General features: G+C 38.4%; 10 protein-coding genes. 3 read left to right on the top strand and 7 right to left on the bottom strand.

Going from position 1 to position 20,251, the window contains the following annotated elements:
- Window positions 1-187 precede the first annotated feature (187 nt).
- Window positions 188-1,573 (top strand): right-handed parallel beta-helix repeat-containing protein, encoded by a 1,386-nt coding sequence (locus RMY27_RS16010; RefSeq protein WP_322664790.1) that lies wholly within the window; start codon window positions 188-190, stop codon window positions 1,571-1,573.
- A 200-nt stretch (window positions 1,574-1,773) separates the two neighbouring features.
- Here RMY27_RS16010 and RMY27_RS16005 read toward each other — a convergent pair whose 3' ends face one another.
- From RMY27_RS16005 to RMY27_RS15975, 7 genes are all read right to left on the bottom strand, one after another.
- Entirely contained in the window at window positions 1,774-1,968 is a 195-nt protein-coding gene (locus RMY27_RS16005; protein ID WP_322664788.1) for a hypothetical protein, read from the bottom strand.
- A gap of 206 nt (window positions 1,969-2,174) precedes the next feature.
- On the bottom strand, window positions 2,175-4,403 hold the full coding sequence (locus RMY27_RS16000) for a GumC family protein (protein ID WP_322664787.1): 2,229 nt from the start codon (window positions 4,401-4,403) through the stop codon (window positions 2,175-2,177).
- A gap of 638 nt (window positions 4,404-5,041) precedes the next feature.
- Complete coding sequence (locus tag RMY27_RS15995; protein ID WP_322664785.1) at window positions 5,042-6,238, bottom strand: glycosyltransferase family 4 protein; 1,197 nt, start codon at window positions 6,236-6,238, stop codon at window positions 5,042-5,044.
- A 272-nt stretch (window positions 6,239-6,510) separates the two neighbouring features.
- Window positions 6,511-7,725: an O-antigen ligase family protein gene (locus tag RMY27_RS15990; RefSeq protein WP_322664783.1), complete on the bottom strand. Its 1,215-nt coding sequence runs from the start codon at window positions 7,723-7,725 to the stop codon at window positions 6,511-6,513.
- Window positions 7,726-7,742: 17 nt separating this feature from the next.
- Complete coding sequence (locus RMY27_RS15985; protein WP_322664781.1) at window positions 7,743-8,840, bottom strand: glycosyltransferase family 4 protein; 1,098 nt, start codon at window positions 8,838-8,840, stop codon at window positions 7,743-7,745.
- 81 nt (window positions 8,841-8,921) lie between these two features.
- Window positions 8,922-10,355: an oligosaccharide flippase family protein gene (locus tag RMY27_RS15980; protein ID WP_322664779.1), complete on the bottom strand. Its 1,434-nt coding sequence runs from the start codon at window positions 10,353-10,355 to the stop codon at window positions 8,922-8,924.
- Between the two features lie 233 nt (window positions 10,356-10,588).
- The gene (locus RMY27_RS15975; RefSeq protein ID WP_322664777.1) at window positions 10,589-12,031 is read right to left on the bottom strand and encodes a sugar transferase; all 1,443 of its coding nucleotides are present in this window, start codon (window positions 12,029-12,031) and stop codon (window positions 10,589-10,591) included.
- A 1,622-nt stretch (window positions 12,032-13,653) separates the two neighbouring features.
- Between RMY27_RS15975 and RMY27_RS15970 the strand changes: the two genes are divergently transcribed.
- Together RMY27_RS15970 and RMY27_RS15965 are read left to right on the top strand one after the other, a co-directional pair.
- Complete coding sequence (locus RMY27_RS15970; RefSeq protein ID WP_322664776.1) at window positions 13,654-13,815, top strand: hypothetical protein; 162 nt, start codon at window positions 13,654-13,656, stop codon at window positions 13,813-13,815.
- 356 nt (window positions 13,816-14,171) lie between these two features.
- Window positions 14,172-20,147 carry a non-ribosomal peptide synthetase gene (locus RMY27_RS15965; RefSeq protein ID WP_322664774.1) on the top strand — a complete coding sequence of 1,992 codons (5,976 nt, stop codon included), beginning with the start codon at window positions 14,172-14,174 and terminating at the stop codon, window positions 20,145-20,147.
- Window positions 20,148-20,251: the final 104 nt, after the last annotated feature.

Here is a 20,251-nt window from a genome sequence, read left to right as displayed (position 1 = left end):
TGGAACACAAGCTCAAAAGGTGGTTCAGCCATATTTACGCGAAAATGCGCAGGTTTAAACCTATAAAACCGTGTATAAACTTACAAGTGGCAGTGATACGACCGTATCCAATACTGGGTTATTAACTAAGGCTAGAGTTACTAACCGTTAATGATTGAGTTTTTGCAACATACCCTATTTTTTCCCTATGATGATTCATGGTTTCGGTTTTCTCAGTTTGAGCGCATCTCTTGTACTTCCCTGGGCATTAACAGGTCTGGTTCAAGGACAGAAAATAACAGAGTCTTTATTTAAAGATGTTCCTCAGCCATCCACTATTCAGGAAATACCACTACCTAGCCGCAAGCTGATCAGTGGTATTTCAACTGCGACAACATACTATGTTAGTGGTAACGGAAACGACAGAAATAGCGGACTCTCTACTTCATCCGCTTTTAAGACACTTCAAAGGGCAGCAAATCTTACTAGTCCTGGCGACACGGTACTTATTATGAACGGGCAATACAAGAATGGACCCAAAAATGGGGCCGTACTAGCTATTAAACGTTCTGGAACTGCAAATGCATGGATTAAATATAAAGCATATCCTGGGCATTTTCCAAAAATTCAGCACAATACATGGAATGGTATCGTGATTGCAAATGGAGCTTCATATATCGAGATTAACGGGCTGGAGGTTATAGGGAACAATGCTAATATCACCCGTTCTTATGCGTTAAGTCAGAAATATAACAGATCAAATCCGCTTACTAACGGAAATTGCATAAGCATTGAGGGAGGAAACAAAGGCCGTTCTCATCACATAAATATTCTGAACAACAAAGTGCATGATTGTGGAGGAGCAGGTATCTCAGCAATCCAAGCTGATTATGTGAAAGTGGATAATAATACTGTTTTCAATAACTCTTGGTACACAGTTTATGGTTGCAGTGGCATTTCCATGCTTAATAATTGGAGTTCTGACAACAAACAGGGATACAAGATATTTGTAACCAATAACAGGAGCTACAACAATCGAATGTACGTTCCTTGGATTGATGCCGGAAGGATTACAGACGGTAATGGCATTATTGTGGATGTTTCAAAAGGATATAAAGGACGGATTTTAGTTGCGAACAATCTCACCTACAATAATGGCGGTTCAGGTATTCATGCCCATGATAGTCAACGTATCGATATTATCAACAACACGGCATATTTGAATCAGCAAAGTCCAGAAATTAAAAAAAAGGGAAAGGGCGAAATTTATGCAGGTTATTCGTCTGATGTCAAAATTTTCAATAACATTATGTATGCTTCCCCTGGTAATGCTGTGAATAGCAATATGAAAAATGTCAACGTCAGTTATAACTACAACGTTTATCCCCATAATTCGACGATCCATATGAAAGGATCTAATGATATGATTGGAGATCCGCAGTTTGTTAATGCATCAGCTCGTGACTTTAGATTGAAATCAACAAGTCCGGCAATTAATAGTGGTTTAAAGTGGAGTAGTTTAAAAACCGATTTTCAAGGCAATCCTCGTGTGTCCGGTTATGCACCCGATAGAGGAGCATACGAACATCGGTAGTAGTTAAAAGCATGGTATTGGGTTGTATGGTAAAGTTCTTATTTTATACAGGTTTTTTGTCTACAACCCAATTGTAAAGTGGAGAGGAAGAGCCACAAGGGAAAACAATACCCCATAGACTGACCGCAGAAACAAGCAGAATACAGATGCGGGAACTATGTGCGGCTACTGGAGAAATAGACCTGAAATATTTGGATGAATCAGGGTTTTGTGCATGGAGTTGCTTTCGAGGCGAGCAAAAACTCTAATAAATTCAATGAAACTGGAGTGGCAACACCTGAAGAAATCGGACTACCATCCAGAAAATTACAGCAGTTAGCGGTTTCATACACTACATCTAGAGACGTTACATGCAAAGTCTCTACAGGCTTTCGGGTTTTGTCTATGTACTTCATTTACCTGATATCTGCTGTATCTACATATCCTAATATAGCTTTTCCTATATTGGTAAAGATATACTTTATGCTATCTAAGATCGCTATATAATTAGAAGTCCGGTTAATTACTTATTATTTAAAACTTGTTGCGTCTTAGCGTCAGTCTTTATTAATAAATATTTATCCGGACTTGATGTAACTCCTAAAATAATTTTTTAGAAGCTTTATTTCTTCGCCAGTCCCTTAAACTCTTTTGTCAATTCTCTTGGTTTAAAATATTCGTGAGAATGATACCGATAACTACTAGATTCATTTTTATCAATGACTCCATTGACTACTAAACCTAGAACGTTGTAATTGGATCTCTCTAATACCTCTTGAGCAGCATTAGCACTGTTGGAATCAATTACTCCGGGTCGGGCTACTAACAAAATACCATCAGTCATTTGGCTTAAAGTCAAAGCATCGGCTGCCAAAAGCAGTGGAGGGGCATCAATAATTACAAAGTCATATTTGTACTGAGATGAGAAACTCTCAATGAGTGATGCCATCCGTTTTGAGTCAAGCAAAGCAAGTGGGTTGGGAGGCCTAACTCCAGCAGTTAAAACATCAAGGTTGTCCATTACCTTAGATACGGCAATGTCAAATTCAGCCTGGCCTACAAGAACTTCACTCAAACCAACTTCATTGGTTAGTTGCCAGAGATGATGCTGAGAAGGAATTCGCATATCTGCATCGATTAGTAAAACTTTACGTCCTAGTTGGGCGATCGCTGCTGCCAAATTAGCTGAAACCGTAGACTTGCCTTCTTTAGGAACTGCGCTAGTTATCACAATGGTTTTGAGCAAATTATCTGAACTTAAGAATTTCAGATTTGCTTGAATCATCCGGTACATTTCACTCGTTAAAGAGTAGGGAGTATCCCTGACGGCAACTATTTGAGATGTTGATTCTGTATTGGAATCACGGGAACGAAGCTTTTTAGCAGATAAAGGAACAATTCCTAGTAAAGTATATCCAAATACATCTCTAATTTCTTTAAGTGTTTTTAGAGATCTATCTCTCATAGCGAGAAAGAGTACTGTTGTAGTGGCAAAAAATAAACCAAACATGACTCCTAGCACCAAGACAATTATTTTTTTGCCTAATGTAGGATCTGTGGGCACTAAAGCCTGAGCAATAATTCGAGAACTAGGGCTATTTGTATTTTCAATTAACTGTAATTCCTGAACTTTTTTCAATAGAGTTTGATAGGTCGATTCTGCAACTTCAACTTTGCGTTCTAACTCTCGCTGGTTTTGTGCCAACTGGGGTATGAGTTTCACCCGCTGTTCATAGCTAGCACGGGAATTATATAGAGAGGAGAGTCTTTGAGTTAAGCCAAAACGTTGTATTTCTGATTGCAGAAAGTTTTGTATCAGGCTTTGTCTGAGTTCTCCAATCTGCAATAGGCTCTGGGGAACTTGTGTTTGATTGCCAATAGTCTGACCAACTTGCTGTTGCAGGAGAGATTTTAAATTGGCTTTTTTTGCTTCTAGGTTAATAATTATAGGGTTGTCATCTAGAAAACGGCTGCGCTCAACCGCTAACTGCCGATCAGTCTCTTGGAGTTGTGTAAGAATTCCCTGTATTGCTGGTGATTGACTTAGGGCACTCACAGCGATCGCTTCCTGAGAATTTAGCTCTACTTTCTGCCGCAGTTCATTGGTTTGGGCATTTACCTCATCCAGTTGAGCCTTGACAGTATTCATCTCATTGTCTAGATTTCCAATAGTCGCAACAGCTGACCTTGTCTCCTCGGATAAATCTGCAATCCGATGCTTTTGTTTAAATATACGTAGCGCTACTTCTGCATTATTAACAGCAGCTTGAGTTGTAGGAAGTTGCTTGGCCATAAACTGACGAGTCGCTCCTGCCTCAGAGCGATTTGTCAGAATATCATTTTCTAAATAAAACCTCATAACTGTGTTGACTACTGCCGCTGCTTCTTCAGGATCGTTACTGCTATAACTAATACGCAATACATCCGTCCCACCGATAATTTTTAGGTTCAGAGCTTTTTGTAGTTCTTTTACCTCCAGAGGTTCACCTTCCTTGTCTTTGAGTTGTAGTTTGTCTATTGTCCGTTGCAATAAAGCTGGGGAAGAAATAACTTCTATCTGACTGCTTATGGGATTTTGAGTTGCTACCAATGGTTTCAAATCTCCTGAGTCTCCACCTTCAGAGCTACCAGGGGAAAGATTATTGCCTGCTACTTTAAAACTAGGAACTCTGAATAACAGTTTTCCTTCTGCTTCATAGTCTGGCTTCAGAAATTTTGTAGATATAGCACTCAAAATAACTGTTGCCACAAATATACTGAAAGCAGGCACCCACCAGCGTTTCAATATCAACAAGTAACGATTAAGGTCTAAATCAATAGATTCTCTAGATTCCATAGATTTTTCTGACATAAATCTTCCAAAGTACAGGTGTTAAGCAAGAAACTCAAAATTGACTTAATAACAGCCACAAACCAGCACAATTGACAATACTGATTATGTATAATTTTACAATATAAAATATAGTATAGACCAACACGGTTCAGTTAAAGCTTAACTCTTTATCAAAATCATTTTTTTAACGAACCGCTAAAGATGCAAAGAAAAGAAGCAAGAAGTGCTTAACTGAACTGTATTGTAGTATATATTTAAGTTAAAAATTTAGTCCTTATTTAGTACAAATTTGTAACGGTGGTGTGTGTACCTTTAATTGAGCAAAACCTTTGTTAATTTTGGGATTCTAGGTGAGTTAACTACGTCCTAACTCTAACAGCCGTCCCATAAATCAACCCTTTATTAACAGGACGTTCAATTCAATTTTTTTTGCATTAGCCATCAACCATTAATATTCATTCAAATTTATTTCTGGATTATTAAAGACTTTATTTTTACTTGGATATTGTACGGCTATATTCCTTGTCAGAACAATTATCTTAGCCAAAGCCAAAAGTTAAAAGTCAAGTAAAAAACTCGACTTTTAGTCAGTTTGTAATTTTTGATTATCAACATCTACTCATTATTCAGTATAGTAATTTGGAAAGTTAAAATAGCTACCTATTTTGCCAAACTTTATCGTAAGCATCTAACAGTTTTGGAGCTTGATATTGCCATTCAAGAATCTCCTCCATTCTGCGTCGCCCCTCTGCTCCAAGCTTTTCTCTGCGTTCAGGAGAATCTAGAAGTTCCAGAATTTTCTCGGCAAATTCTACCTCATCGTTAGGCTTGGCATAAAGAGATGCTTCTTGTGCAGAACGTCTTCCCTCCCGCAAATCAAACTGGACAATTGCTTTTCCCATTGCCATGTATTCAAGAATTTTATTCATCGTGCAATTTTCGTTATAAGCAGATGTTGGAGAAGGCTCTACACAAACATCGCAGCTGGAAAGCCGCTCTAAAAGTTCTTCACCTTGCTTAAACCCTGTAAATTCTACAAACTCATTCACTTCTAACTCTTTAGATAAGTCCTTAAGCTTTTCTGCCATAGGTCCACTACCAATTAGCATAAAGTGAATATCAGAGCGATTTTTTTTGTGGACAATGTAATATACCATTCTTAAGAGATAATCAATACCCTCTGGCTCTCCCATGACACCCATGTAACCTATCAAATAGTTTCTACCTCTACGGTAATTCGGGTTTGGAGGCATTCGGCGAAAGCGCGAAAGATCCGGCGCACTACGAACTACAAATACTTTCTCTGGTTTCTTGTGCCCACGCTTAAGAGCCACCTCTCGGTGTGACTCGTTCGTTGAAATTACCATATCTGCTGTGGCATAGGTCAAGCGTTCAGCCCAGCGTAATCCATGATAAAAAATATCGCGCCGCCGATACTTAGCTTCATACATTTCCGGACTGAGGTCATGATGATCGAAGATAATAGATATACCATGAAATAATTTAAACCATGCTGCTACCAAAAAAAGTAAATCGGGCGGATTACAAATGTGTATGACATCAAAACCACGCTCTCGCCATACCCTTTGAGCTAGACGGAATTGCCAGTTAATCGCCCAACTGTACTCTCGGAGATAGCCAATGACAGAACTTTCTTCCGCTGGTAGGGGATGACGGTAAATGTGAATCTGTTCAATAATTTCGTAATCTTTATCAAAGCCATTACCTGTAGGTGAAATTACGCTAACTTCATACCCAGCTTTTTGCAAAGTAGTTGCTTCCATCCATACCCGTCTATCAAAGGGAACTGGAAGATTTTCAACGATAATTAGTACTTTCTTCGGTGATGCCATAATAATTTCAATTTTTAATTAGTTTCGTAAGTAATTATTCACTCAGTAAAATGGTCAAAACCCATAATTTATGGGTGATAGGTAGGGGAAATGTGAAATGTTACTTTAGTAAAACACTCACTTGTCAAGTCTAAAATATACCTTATTTATGTAACCTATAGTCATCCTTGTCAAAACTGGGTTGAACAATCAATATGTATATCTACATCATAATATCTATCAGTTTTGCCGTTACTAGCTGGTTACATTTATATTGATTAATCATCTGATTTTTACATTCTGACCGAGAGAGATGCCGCCACATAGAGTATCCAAGTCAAACTATTTGATTCCACTAAGTTAGACTCAGTGAGACTAGATAAAACTATATATGTCATGTGTATAAGTGGCCAAATATCGAATGCTGTTTTATTACTACGCACCCAAGCAAATCCTTGCAGATAACTGCGCCAAAATCCTAAAAAGAATATCCCTAATCCTAAAAGGCCCAAATCTAGGCAAAGAGCCAGATAGCCATTGTGGGGGTGGGTTGGCGTCCATGCAGCTCCAAGCCAAATATCGGCAGATTCGCCATTCCATCCTTGCCAGAATCCACCATAACCGTAACCAAGCCAAGGATGTTTCCAAATCTTATCAATTACTAATGGCCATAACTCTGTTCGACCCGTCAGTGTCGCATCTTTGCCAATTGCACTGAACAGGACCTTCGCGTTACTAGACAACCAAAAATATAAACTTTGGCTGATAGTCGCCATCATTATTAAGGTTGGTACCATGAACTGGTATGACCAACGCCAAATTTGAAAAGCAAAAAATGCCAATAATATCATTAATAGGTTAAGCAAAGATGAACCGGAAGCGGAAAGCCGTAAGAGTAGTATTGACAAGATAAACCCTGCCCAGAAAAGCCAACTACGTTTTTGAGTTTGATAACCAAGGATAAAAAAAGTCATACCACTCGTTACCATCCTTGCTCCCAGACCGTTTTTGTGCGTAAATACTCCACGCCACTTTGAGCCATCCAAATCGCTCTGTATCCCGTATTTAGGCAAGGCTATAGCAAAAACGCAACTAAGTATTATAATAATTGCAAAGTTCCAAGCAAGTAAATGTAACTGCTGTTTTAAGCTATATCGCGAAGCAAAATATAGTCCAAATAAACTGGAATTAATGAGGGAAAAACTATTTTTTAATGTTGTTGATGGTTCAAAAGACCAAAGAATAGAAACAGCTGCCAATAAAATTAAAGAATAAAGCAAAAAGTCTTTACTAAGTAAATAAAGAGTTTTTTTCCAACGCAAAACTAGTAGTACTAATGTAACTGCGTAGATGAAAGAAAAAATAATCCGGATCACAGAGCTATCATATTCTACTAAATCGCTCTGTCCTGCTCCTCCTGACAGTAAGAGAACAAAGATCGCCCCTGAATACATCAGTAAGCTAGCAATTGTGAATCCCTGTTCAGCAAAAATTAGTATTTTTCTCATAATAGTTTAACTAATATTTATTTTGCATATGTCAGTTCTTTATAATAAACTTGAGCTGTTTGAGCGGCAATATTTGACCAATTTAAATCTTCCTGACAACGAGCTAATGCCGCAGCTTGCATACGTTGCTGTAAGTCGCGATCGCTTAACAAATAAATAATGGCATCAGCTAAAGATTGGACATCACAAGGTGGAACTAACAACCCATCTTTTTTATGCTGAATTATCTCACTTAATCCCCCTACTTCGGAGGCTACAACCAGTGTTCCCATCCCATAAGATAAAGCTGCCACACCACTCTGAGAAGCTTCTATGTATGGTAGAACTGTTACCGTACTGCGTTGAAATAGATTACTTACTTCTTCAAGGGGAATAAAGTCATTGATAATTTCGTAGCGTTTCTCATCATAACCATTCGGAAAATATTGTTTGATGTTTTCTCCCCGCCCAGCAATAATCAGCTTGACTTCAGGTATACGTTCAGCAATTAAAGGCATAGCCTGAAGTAAATATTTCAATCCTTTGTAAGGCCAGATGCGTCCAAAAAATAGTAATGTATTTGGCTCACGAGTCTGACTATTCTTCTTACCCCGACGCTGATACAAACTACCAAGTTCCCCATGTGGTAAAACATTGACTCGCTCTTGAGGTATACGAAATTGTTCAGTTAAAATCTTTTTTAGTTGATGAGTATGGACAATCAATTGTTGGGAACGATAGAAGGCAATACGCCTGGTATACTCTGAACCGAATACAGCCATGCTATCTCCTGGGTGACGGAATACGTCGTGGATAGTTGTCACTAATGGCGGCATTTTGTTGAGAAACAAAGTCAAATCATACCAAGGATCGTTAGTTTCTTGCACATGCAAGACATCCGGCTGAATGTCTTTGATAATACGCATCATCGCGTACATCGACAATAGGTTGCGTGGGTCACGAATTCGTGGTTTTTTAAAGCTAATTACGCGGATACTGGGATCAAGAACACTGCTACAAACATTTGAGACTTTTTCCGGGTGAATTAGTGTTAAATCAACATGTTTAACCAGACTGTTTGCTAATTCAATGGTGTAATCTTCAAAGCTAAAATGTAATAAAGCAACTTTAATCATAATTAAAATTATATCCTCCCTCTTAAATTATTTATTTCAGCAGTTTTTACGAGTTAATGATAATAATTGATTTGAAATGAATTACTGCGATTTTAACAATTTTAACCATAAAAAGCGAAACCCTCCAAATGCACGAATACCTAAATAAATCACAAATAAAGCATAAGTACAAGTTGCAATAATTAGAGTTAATATAAAGTCTAGGCTAAGTTTTTGTAATAATATTAATATAGGTAGCATCACAATAGCTATTATTAATGGTCGGCGCACCATTCGCCACCAATTTAATGAAAATAGGCGAGTATATGTGAAATAAATATACTGACTAAAACCAGAAAAAGTCATTAATAATGCCATTAAAGCTGCACCTAGTAACTGATAGTGCGAAACTAGTACCACTCCTCCCAAGCTCCCTAATGTAGTGGTAATAACTACTTCACGTAGGTTTACTATCTCGAAACCATTGGCTACAAGTAAATAACTTAGTGAGCGTGTAAACGGCAAAAAAACGAGTGATGCAGCACTTATAACAAGAGCTATATTTGCTTCAGCAAAACTAGCATTATAGAGAAAAACTAGTAACTCTTTGCCAAACAATAAGATTCCAAGATATAAGGGTAATGCAATGATTAATAGGATTTCGATAATATTTTCAGCTATCTGCCTCTGCTTCTCCCGTCCTTGCTCTACTGCCTTTGAGAGTCTTGGAAATATTGCTAAACTTATACTGTTAGCAATAATCATAAAGGGTTGTAATAATTGTGCTATTCCACCAAATAAACCTACTAAAAACTCATTTCCTAACAATGAAAGTATCAATATTTGAATTCTGCCACTAACTACAGCTATTGCTTCAATAGCAAAAAACGTACGCGCACTTTTGATTGTATTAAATACAAAAGTTCTATCAATTTGCAATTTTATTTTTACTAACCGAGCGATAAAAATCCATTCAATTCCCAAAATTATTGTTTCTGAGAAAAAGAGGATCGCTCCCAAATATTCAATTCCATATTTTAGTTGCATCGCCCAAATCATGATGATTAGGCGTAAAATATAAACTGGCACTGTAGCGATCGCAATCAGATGCATCTTTTCTTTCGCTTGAAAAATTGCCTCTGTGATATTAGAAAGCGCAAAGGGGATGATCGTTAAACCCATTATGTAACAAACAGTCGAGGTTTTGGAACTATAGGGAAGTAAAAATACTACAATCACCAATGCCGCATAACTGAAAAAACTAAATATTAACTGTAGGCAAGTACCACTGATTAAATAGACTGGTGTTTTTTTTGGCTCACGAGCTAGTTCTCTAGTAAACAATGTTTTTAGCCCTTGTGAAGCAATGCCCACAAAGATAAAATAATAGGAATATGCTAATAAATATTGCCCTAAAGCTTCAGCTCCTAGAGTACGAGCAATAGAAGCGGTTAATACAAAGGCTGTAACACTTTGTGCTAACCGATTGAGTATCATCGAGAAGGAATTACTTATGAATTTGTACTTTTCTACCATTCTTAATAATTCCTACTTCAGCTTAATTCTTTCATTTTGAGTCACCACAATTTTCTGTCGGACATTTATAGATTTTTCTTGAGCATCCCCAGACAAAACAAGTAACTAATTACTCAATAATGAATGTAGAAAAATCTAAATTTAATCCGCTATAAATTAAACTGAATACTGCAATAGATTGATACAGAAAGTAAATTCTCTAATCCTAGCTGTCATGCTGTGGATTTTTTCTGTTAGTAAGCACCATCTTTTTTCAAAACCACCATAACTGTTTTAAGGAGAATTTCAAAGTCTAACCCAAGCGACCAATTTTCGATATAGCTAATATCTAAATGAATGACTTGTTCAAAGTCTAAAATATCTGAGCGACCTGATACTTGCCAAAGACCTGTAATACCAGGTAAAATTTCATGTCGAATAAAATGGTGTTCAGAAAACTTTTCAACATCTCTGGTAGGTAAAGGGCGAGGTCCTACTATACTCATTTCTCCAAGGATAACGTTAAAAAGTTGAGGTAATTCGTCTAAACTGTAACGACGGAGAAATTTTCCAACACGGGTAATGCGAGGATCATCTTTAATTTTAAAGATAATTCCATCTTTTGTTTCATTTAAAGCTTCTAATTCTTTCTGTAATTTTTCTGCATCAGACCTCATCGTTCTGAATTTCCATACTTTAAACTGTTGACCATGTAAACCTATACGCGTTTGTCTGTAGAATACTGTGCCTGGAGAGTCAAGTTTTATGGCTATAGCTATAGCTATATAAATCGGGAATAATAACATTACAAATAAAGTTGCAAAACAAAAATCACAACTACGCTTTATCCAAAAATCTTTACCTGTAATTATCGGACAATCCAAACTCAGACAAGGCATTCCACCTATTTTGTTGAATTGTACGTTTTTATAAATTGGTTTTAATTCCATTGGTAAAATATGTACTTGTATCCCAGATGCTTGAAATAACCAGCACAAAAACATTCTATTTTTTAGCGCATCCCAAGATATAAAAACTTCTGTCACTCCTAGTTGATTAAGCTGAGTCAATGTTTGCTGACGCTGATATCTGTCTAGTGAATTGGCATTCGCCGTTCCAGATATAATGTAATGCTTTTCTTTTTTTATAAAATTCGCAATCTGCTCGTGATCTTGAGGATCACAAATAATGAAAACAGAAGAACGAACTATTTTTTTCTGCTTGCGTAGATATTCAAGAGTAATATTTACAGCGTATCTACCAGTACAAATAAAAAATATACTTAGCAGCCAAGGTAATAATATTAATCTTGGACGTGTAATATCAATAACTGGTTTATACAAAAAACTAACTAAAAGAATTAATCCATGAGCAAAAGTTAGGGATTTTATAATATTGAAATAGTCATAGCGTTTGTGACCTTCTCGATAAATACCTTCGATAGCTAGAGATCCTATTTGAATCGCAATAGCTGTTAAAATTGGTAAATAATGACTTGGTATATACCAAGAAAAATGTCCATAGGTAGATTGATGTGCTGCTAACACCCAAGCTACAAATAAAAGGGTACAGTCTACTAAGAATAATGTTGTTAATCTCAACCACCACGAACCCTTACGTACCGTGACAAATGTCGATGCACGTAAATCTAAAGGCACTTCACTGAATTTATTTGTTGTAATGCTTTGATTACTCATAGTTAGGAACACTTGGTGTAGGTAAAATTTGATAAAAGCTTAAATATACAAGACAATTTGGGTATCTCACTATTTTTATTTACAAAAAACTTTGGCTGTTTAGTCTAGTCTTAACCATTTTCTTGGGAGTAACTTTAAGTTCTTTATCAAAAGCATCCTCCAGGGACGATTTGAGTGCCGTTTTACTACCGAGATACCTAGCTTTGATATCAGCTTAATAATCACATTTTAGTTTTGTAAAAAATTAATAAAAAAAGGTTTTGTTGGTCAATTTAGATTGGCAGTTAAACAAAACTCCTGACTGCTAATAATCAAGCAAGTAGGCAAAATAAAAATATTATAATTTTTGAGGTTACTGATACATCAGCTTGAATTAATTAAGGATATCGCAGATATCTTGGAGAGTTTCACTTCTTGGAGGTATAGAATGATTAACATGACCTCAGAAATTACTCTAGCATATTTATTTAGACTAATTCGGCTTTGAATATAAAGTTGTCTTATTGCACTTATTTATTTTAAGCATAATTACTGATTAACAAAAACTATACAAAATTTATAACAAAACGCATCAAAAATTTGACTTTTGTAATAAAACTTTACATTTTTGAATATTTATGGTTAAATTTGAGTCAGTTTCATAGACATTTCTAAATGAAGTCTTAAAAGGGCAGCAACCTTAACGACGAGATTGTAGTTTAGAGCAGAAGACTGATGTTACAAACGTAGTTGAGTTTTATCTTATAAAGTTCATCTAAATTCTTCAAAAAAATAATATTACGACTTTACATTAATTTTATATAATTAAATACAAAATGAAGATTTTGTAAAACCTATTTTTCATTCAGTATATTTTCCTGCGATAGGATAATGTAATTTTATAATTGTGTGTAAGTGTTTGTGTTTATTTGGTAAAACAGAAATTTGATCTTTTGGATTCAATCGCAATTAAGAGTTTCATTTCAATCAATAAAACACGGGGTGAAAGTATGGTGACTAGTAAATTAGATATAATAGAAGATATTTTGGGCAATTCTAAACAATAACAAGTGGCGTCTACTGACAAATTTACATCTAAATAAAAGTATTACGCTCAAAAAATGATTCGAAAATAAAAAAGCACAATATAGAAATAAACTATTAATTTATATTTTTCTGGAAAAGATTATAGGCATTTTTAAATTCAGATGTATTGGTCATATATAATTAGCTTGGTTACATCCACTCCAAGCCACTTGAATACTTGACGACAATGACTCTAATTAGAGTTGAAAGAAGGTGATGAAATATTAGATGTTGGTGATGGTGAAAAAGCTGAATAATATATAAAAGCTTTAATGACAGTTTCAGAATTTAAATTGACTGCTTACTGTCAAGACTCTTTATTGGACGGAAAAATTCTAGATGGAATTAAGTAGATTGGTGATTCTATTGATGAGATCCTTCTCCCGGATAAATCCTTAGATTAAATTAGCTACTATCATCCTTTTAAGCATTTTCAAGACGTTTTGGATATCAAAGAGGCATTAAATTTATTGACAGTGGGCAGTAAACTTGTCCCCCACTACTTCTAACTAACGAATATGTAGAAATCTGGAATAATAAACGGATTCAGAAGTCCAATGTTGACAAAGCAATCACAATTTTTGACAATACTGCAAGCTTGGCTGGATGGGGTGTATATGAAGGCTTTGCTAGAACCTATAGTCTTACTGCGTTTAAAACAAGAATTATTGATAATTTATCGAGCAACTGCTATGCAAAAATCTACAAAGTTATTGTAGATGCAAAACCTGTACCAGATATCAAAAAAATTATCATCAACCTCTTCTCAATGCTGAAATGAAGTTACTGGTAATAGTTAAAAGCTAAATAGCAACTTTTGAGTTTAGTAAGTATTATAGCAGTTTGCAATTGCTTGGAGTCAAAACAATTAGTAGGGACGCACAACATACCTGTGTGCTGTTAGCGTGTATAATTCAAAACTGCTATATGTTGGTTATGTGAGAATTAATAGTATTCTGCTCATTTTTTATAGATTGGGGGCTGTATTTGCTCACATCTTTTTTTAGTCATAAACCTTTAATGATTTGCGTTCTCATATTTAATTATTTTATGCCCACTGGCCTTAATATAGAAAATGCAGATAAATAGTCAAACATCAGAATATAAGCAAAATATTACCTTAAATACCTTAACTAACATCATCGGCACTCAAGTGTTACAAAAATTGAATGACACCCAAGTAGTTCATCATCAGGATCTGTGCATTCATCAAATGTTTGAGATGCAAGTAGAGCGATCGCCCCAAGCAATTGCTGTAGTATGTGAAAATACACAACTTACTTATCAACAGTTAAACCAGCGGGCGAATCAACTAGCGCACCACCTCCGTGCTTTAGGCGTTGGGCCGGAAGTACTTGTAGGTATATGCCTAGAGCGCTCCTTAGAGATGATTGTAGGACTACTAGGCATTCTCAAAGCTGGAGGCGCTTATGTGCCTTTAGATCCAGCATATCCCTCAGAACGTTTAGCCTTTATTTTGGAAGACACCCAGACACCAGTATTGTTAACCCAAGAAAAATTAGTCAAGAACTTACCACCACATCAGGCACAAGTGGTTTGTCTGGACTTAGACTGGCAAGGGAATATTCAAAACAGTCAAGAAAATCCTGTAAATCAAACTACGGCTGATAACCTCATCTACATAATCTACACATCTGGTTCTACAGGACAGCCCAAGGGTGTAATGATCCCTCACCGTGGTATCTGCAATCAACTCCACTGGAAGCAAACAACTTTTGGATTAACTCACGCAGACAAAGTTTTACTGACTATTTCTTTTAGCTTCGATCCCTCAGTGTGGCAGATATTCTGGCCATTGTGCTTTGGGGGGCAATTGTTCATAGCTCGGCCTGGTGGACATCAAGACACTGCTTACCTTGTGAAGGTAATTACTGAGCAGCAAATCACCGTCCTGGCTTTAGTACCTTCCATACTGCGTGTCTTATTGGAAGAAAGGGGAATTGAGAATTGCCGATTCATCAGACACATTACCTGCGGTGGTGAAGCTTTACCTGGGGAACTTATAGAACGCTTCTTTGCTCAACTGAATTTGGACAATGTTTTACATAATTGCTATGGCCCGACAGAAGCTTCCATTGATACTACTTTCTGGAGTTGCCAGCGCGGTACTAATTATGCTATAGCACCTATTGGTCGTCCGATTACCAATGCAGAGATTCACATCCTCGATGACAATTTGCAGCCAGTGCCTGTTGGTGAATCAGGTGAACTGCACATTGGCGGTATTGGTCTAGCGCGAGGCTATCTTAACCGTCCAGAATTGACCACAGAAAAGTTTATTTTTAACCCCTTTAGCTCTGAACCTGGGGCACGACTTTACAAAACTGGGGACTTAGCACGTTATTTGAGCGATGGTAATATTGAGTTCCTTGGTCGGATTGACCACCAAGTTAAAATACGTGGCTTCCGAATTGAATTAGGAGAAATTGAAGCCATACTAGCTCAACATCCGGCACTGACGCAGACTTTAGTCATAGCCAGAGAGGATGTGCCTGGAGACAAGCGACTCGTGGCATATATTGTTGCCAGTCCAGAGCAAATTCCTAGTCAGGCTGAATTGCGTCGCTTTTTGGAAGCTCGGTTGCCAGAATACATGGTGCCTGCTTTCTTTGTATTTTTGGACACCCTACCATTAAATCCCAACGGTAAAATAGACCGCCGCACCTTACCTGCACCGGATACATCTGATATTAAGCTGTCAACTAACTTTGTTCCACCTCAGAATTCGATAGAAATAGTCTTAGCTGGCATTTGGGCAAAAGTTTTGTGTTTGGAGCAAGTAGGCATCCACGACAATTTTTTTGAATTGGGAGGCCATTCACTGCTGGCTACTCAAGTGATGTCGAGAGTTCGCCAAGCTTTTCAAATAGAAATACCGTTGCAACTATTATTTGAGAATCCCACGATCGCTACTTTAGCTCAAGCGATGCCTACGGCAACCCGAAGCGGGAACGCTCAAAACCAAACTCCAGAAAACGATCCCCAAAATCAGACCATTCCTCAAATAGCAAACCGCAAGTCAGCCCCTTTATCCTTTGCCCAACAGCGAGTCTGGTTTTTGGAGCAGTTGGAACCTAACAGCGCAGCATATATTGTCTCGAATGCACAGCGCTTAACGGGCAAGTTAAATGTGGGTGTATTGCAAAAGTCACTAGATGCGATCGTTGTCCATCATGAGGCATTGCGAACCAACTTTATTACATCACCTGATGGTAGCCCCATACAAGTAATTGGCACGCCTCGGCCAGTGGAACTCAAAATTATTAAGGTAACAAAAGACCAAGTAGAATTTCTCCTTAACCAAGAGGTGCAACGCCCCTTTAACTTAGAATCTGACTTGATGCTGCGTGCTACTTTGCTCCAGGTAGACGAACAGGAGCATATACTCTTGTTAATGATGCATCACATCGCTTCAGATGGTTGGTCAATTGGTATTCTCTGGCAGCAGTTAATAGCGCTTTATGAAGCCTTTTTGAGTAGTAAGCCTTCTCCATTAGCAAAATTGCCCATTCAGTATGCCGATTTTGCTGTGTGGCAGCACCAATGGCTATCAGGTGAGGTGCTTTCCAGTCAAATTAACTATTGGAAAACCCAATTAGCAGGTGCTAATACTGTACTGGAATTGCCCACCGACCGACCACGACCACCAGTGCAAACTTACCAAGGAGCAGCCGAATCTCTGATGCTACCGCAGACTTTGAGTGCATCACTCACAGAACTCTCGCATCAGGAGGGTGTCACTCTATTCATGACATTGTTGGCAGCTTTTGGGACAATACTGCACCGCTATACTGGGCAAGAAGACATTCTTATCGGTTCTCCCATTGCCGGACGTAACCGTTCTGAGATTGAAGAGTTAATTGGATTTTTTATTAACACTGTTGTTTTACGGACTGATTTTGCCGACAACCCCAGTTTTCGTTCAGTGCTAAATCGAGTTCGCCAGATGGCATTAGCTGCTTATGCCCATCAAGATATGCCCTTTGAGAAACTGGTAGAAGAACTGCAACCAGAGCGAGATACCAGTCGTAACCCACTGTTTCAAGTGTGGTTTAATATGCTCAACTTAAGGGATATCCAACTGGAACTACCTGGAGTGGCTATCGAACCAGTCTCGATCCTGGAAACAGCTTCTAAGTTTGACTTAACCCTTTACGTTACAGAACAAAATCAAGGAATCCAACTTGATTTAGTTTACAACACCGCTCTGTTTACTTCCGAGCGGATGATGGAAATGCTTCATCAATTCCATCACTTGCTAAATCAAATTGTTGCTGCTCCAGAGAGGAAAATTAGTTTATATTCTCTGGTGACACCAAAAGCGCAACTTTTGCTGCCAGAACCAAGGGCGGTTTTACCAGAACCACAGTATGAATTGACGACAACAATGTTTACCTCTTGGGTAAACCGTACCCCAGAACATTCATCACTTCGTCAAGGAATTCGCACTTGGAATTATGGGGAATTGGGCAAAATCGCTCAAACCTTAGCACAGGTTTTGTTATCTCATGGAGTAGAGCGGGGAGATGTCGTAGCCGTATATGGTACACGCAGCTTTGGGCTAATTGCCAGTATGCTAGGCGTACTCGTGAGTGGTGGTGTGCTACTCACCCTCGATCCAAAACTTCCTAGCCAACGCCAGCGGCTGATGTTACAAGAAGCTAAAGCTAGATACATATTATATATTGATGGTCAGCATCCAAAAGACGAAAAGATATGGGAGTCTTTAACTAGCATCTGTGTCAACCCAGACACAGGAAAAGCGATAAATTCTCAAAAGAGCATTGAAGCGGTAAATTTACCTGAAATCGCTGCCGACGATGCAGCTTATATTTTCTTTACTTCCGGCACTACTGGTGTACCGAAAGGGGTGCTGGGCTGTCATAAAGGGTTGGCGCATTTTCTGAACTGGCAGCGACAGACTTTTGAAATTAATCAGCAAGACCGCGTTGCTCAATTAACTGGTCTTTCTTTTGATGTCGTTCTTAGAGATATTTTCTTACCTTTAACTAGTGGTGCAACCCTATGCTTGCCAGAAGAAGAGGATAACTTAGAACCAACGAGAATTCTGCGTTATTTGGAAAATGAGCAAATTTCTGTACTGCATACAGTTCCTTCGCTGGCGCAATTATGGTTAACGAATGTGCCGTCAGGAGTTTCTTTATGTAACTTACGCTGGTTATTCTTGGCTGGAGAACCTCTGAAAGAAACCCTTGTAGTTCGCTGGCGGGATGCTTTTCCTGAATCAGGTGAAATTGTTAATCTCTATGGCCCGACAGAGACAACCTTGGCGAAATGTTATTACCGAGTACCTATTGAGTGTAGCCCTGGTGTACAGCCAGTAGGATTACCGCTGCCGCAAACTCAAGCACTGGTTTTCACATCAAATCACCAGCCGTGCGGTATCGGTGAACCGGGCGAGATTGTAATCCGAACTCCATTCCGCAGTTTAGGCTACATCAATACCCAGCAAGAAAACCGTTCTCGGTTTGTCAAGAATCCTTTTCGGAACGATCGCCAGGATTGGCTTTATTATACAGGCGATCGCGGATGCTATCGTCCAGATGGCTCTCTAGAAATTCTCGGTCGCCGAGATCATCAAGTCAAAATCCGGGGGATACGCATTGAGCCAGGGGAAATTGAAACGGTGTTAGCCCAACACCCAGATGTACTCCAGACTGTAGTGATTGCCCGTGAAGATGTTCTTGGCGATCGACGTTTGGTGGCTTACATTATACCGAATCAAGACTCAGCAATTGCAATTACTGATATCCGTAGCTTCCTCTCGACAAAATTGCCACAGTACATGGTACCTTCGGCTTTTGTCGTGCTGGACACCATGCCCTTAACTCCCAACGGCAAGGTAGACCGCCGCGCTCTACCAGCACCAGACTTATCGAGGCAAGAGCCAGAAGCCAGCTTTGTTGCTCCCCGCAATGAAGTAGAACGTCAATTAACCCAGATTTGGGAACAAATTTTAGGTGTCCAGCCGATTGGTGTTAGAGATAATTTCTTCGAGCTAGGAGGACATTCTATCCTAGCAGTAAAACTGTTTTGGCAAATTGAAAAGACATTTAATAAAAACCTGCCTCTTGCTATTCTTTTCCAGTCAGGGACTGTAGAAGCTCTAGCCAAAATAATCTGTCAAGAAGAAGATTTAACAACAAACTCGGTTTTAGTAAATACCTTAAATCAGTCAAAATCTAGCTGGTCATCCCTAGTAGAAATTCAACCCAACGGCTCCAAGCCACCTTTTTTCTGTATTCACGGGCTGGGTGGAGAAGTCTTATGTTTCCGTGAATTGGCATTGCATCTGGGGACAGAACAACCATTTTACGGATTGCAACCACGAGGGCTAGATGAAAAACACCCTCTCCATACCCGCATTGAAGATATGGCAGCGCACTACATTCAAGAAATTCAAACCCTTCAACCTCATGGCCCTTATTTTCTCGGAGGTTATTCCTTTGGGGGTACAGTTGCCTTCGAGATGGCTCGGCAACTCCATGAGCAAGGCGAACAAATTGGCATTTTAGTTATGCTTGATAGTTGTCGTCTAGGTTATAGCTGGCAAGCGCCATTTCTGAAGCGAGTTTTTTTGCATTTAAATAATATTGTTCAACAAGGGCCTAACTACGTTTGGAAAAAGGTTGTGAGATGGAGTTATTGGCGTAAGCGAGAACTGCAAAATACATATAACCGTTACTTGGAAGACGTACTTCATGTACCTGAAACTGACAAGCATTTAAAAATTATAGATACTAACACTCAAGCCCTTAGTGACTATATTTTTTCACCTTACCTTGGTCGAGCTGTTCTTTTGCGGACAGAGGATGAAAATCGGGACGAAGCTATAGGCACAGAATACGCTCCTCAATTCGGCTGGGACGAGGTAGTAGTTGGAGGATTAGATATTCATTACCTTCCCGGATCTCACCTTGACATACTTAAAGAACCCCATGTACAAGTATTAGCTGAAAAATTGAGAAATTGCTTAACTCAGGCGCAATCTCAGATTGCAAAAAATTAATTTGAACTTTTCCGTTAGTTCACCTTCGCACAACTCAGGACTGCTGGGTTGTTTTGCCATTTCATGGTCTAAACTTGAAATAATAATAGAAAAATGCTTGCTAG

The sequence above is a fragment of the Nostoc sp. DedQUE09 genome (genome assembly GCF_034530915.1).
In the GTDB taxonomy this organism is placed as follows: domain Bacteria; phylum Cyanobacteriota; class Cyanobacteriia; order Cyanobacteriales; family Nostocaceae; genus Nostoc.
Note: the sequence above shows the minus strand (reverse complement) of the source record. Positions and strands in the feature narration are given on the sequence as shown.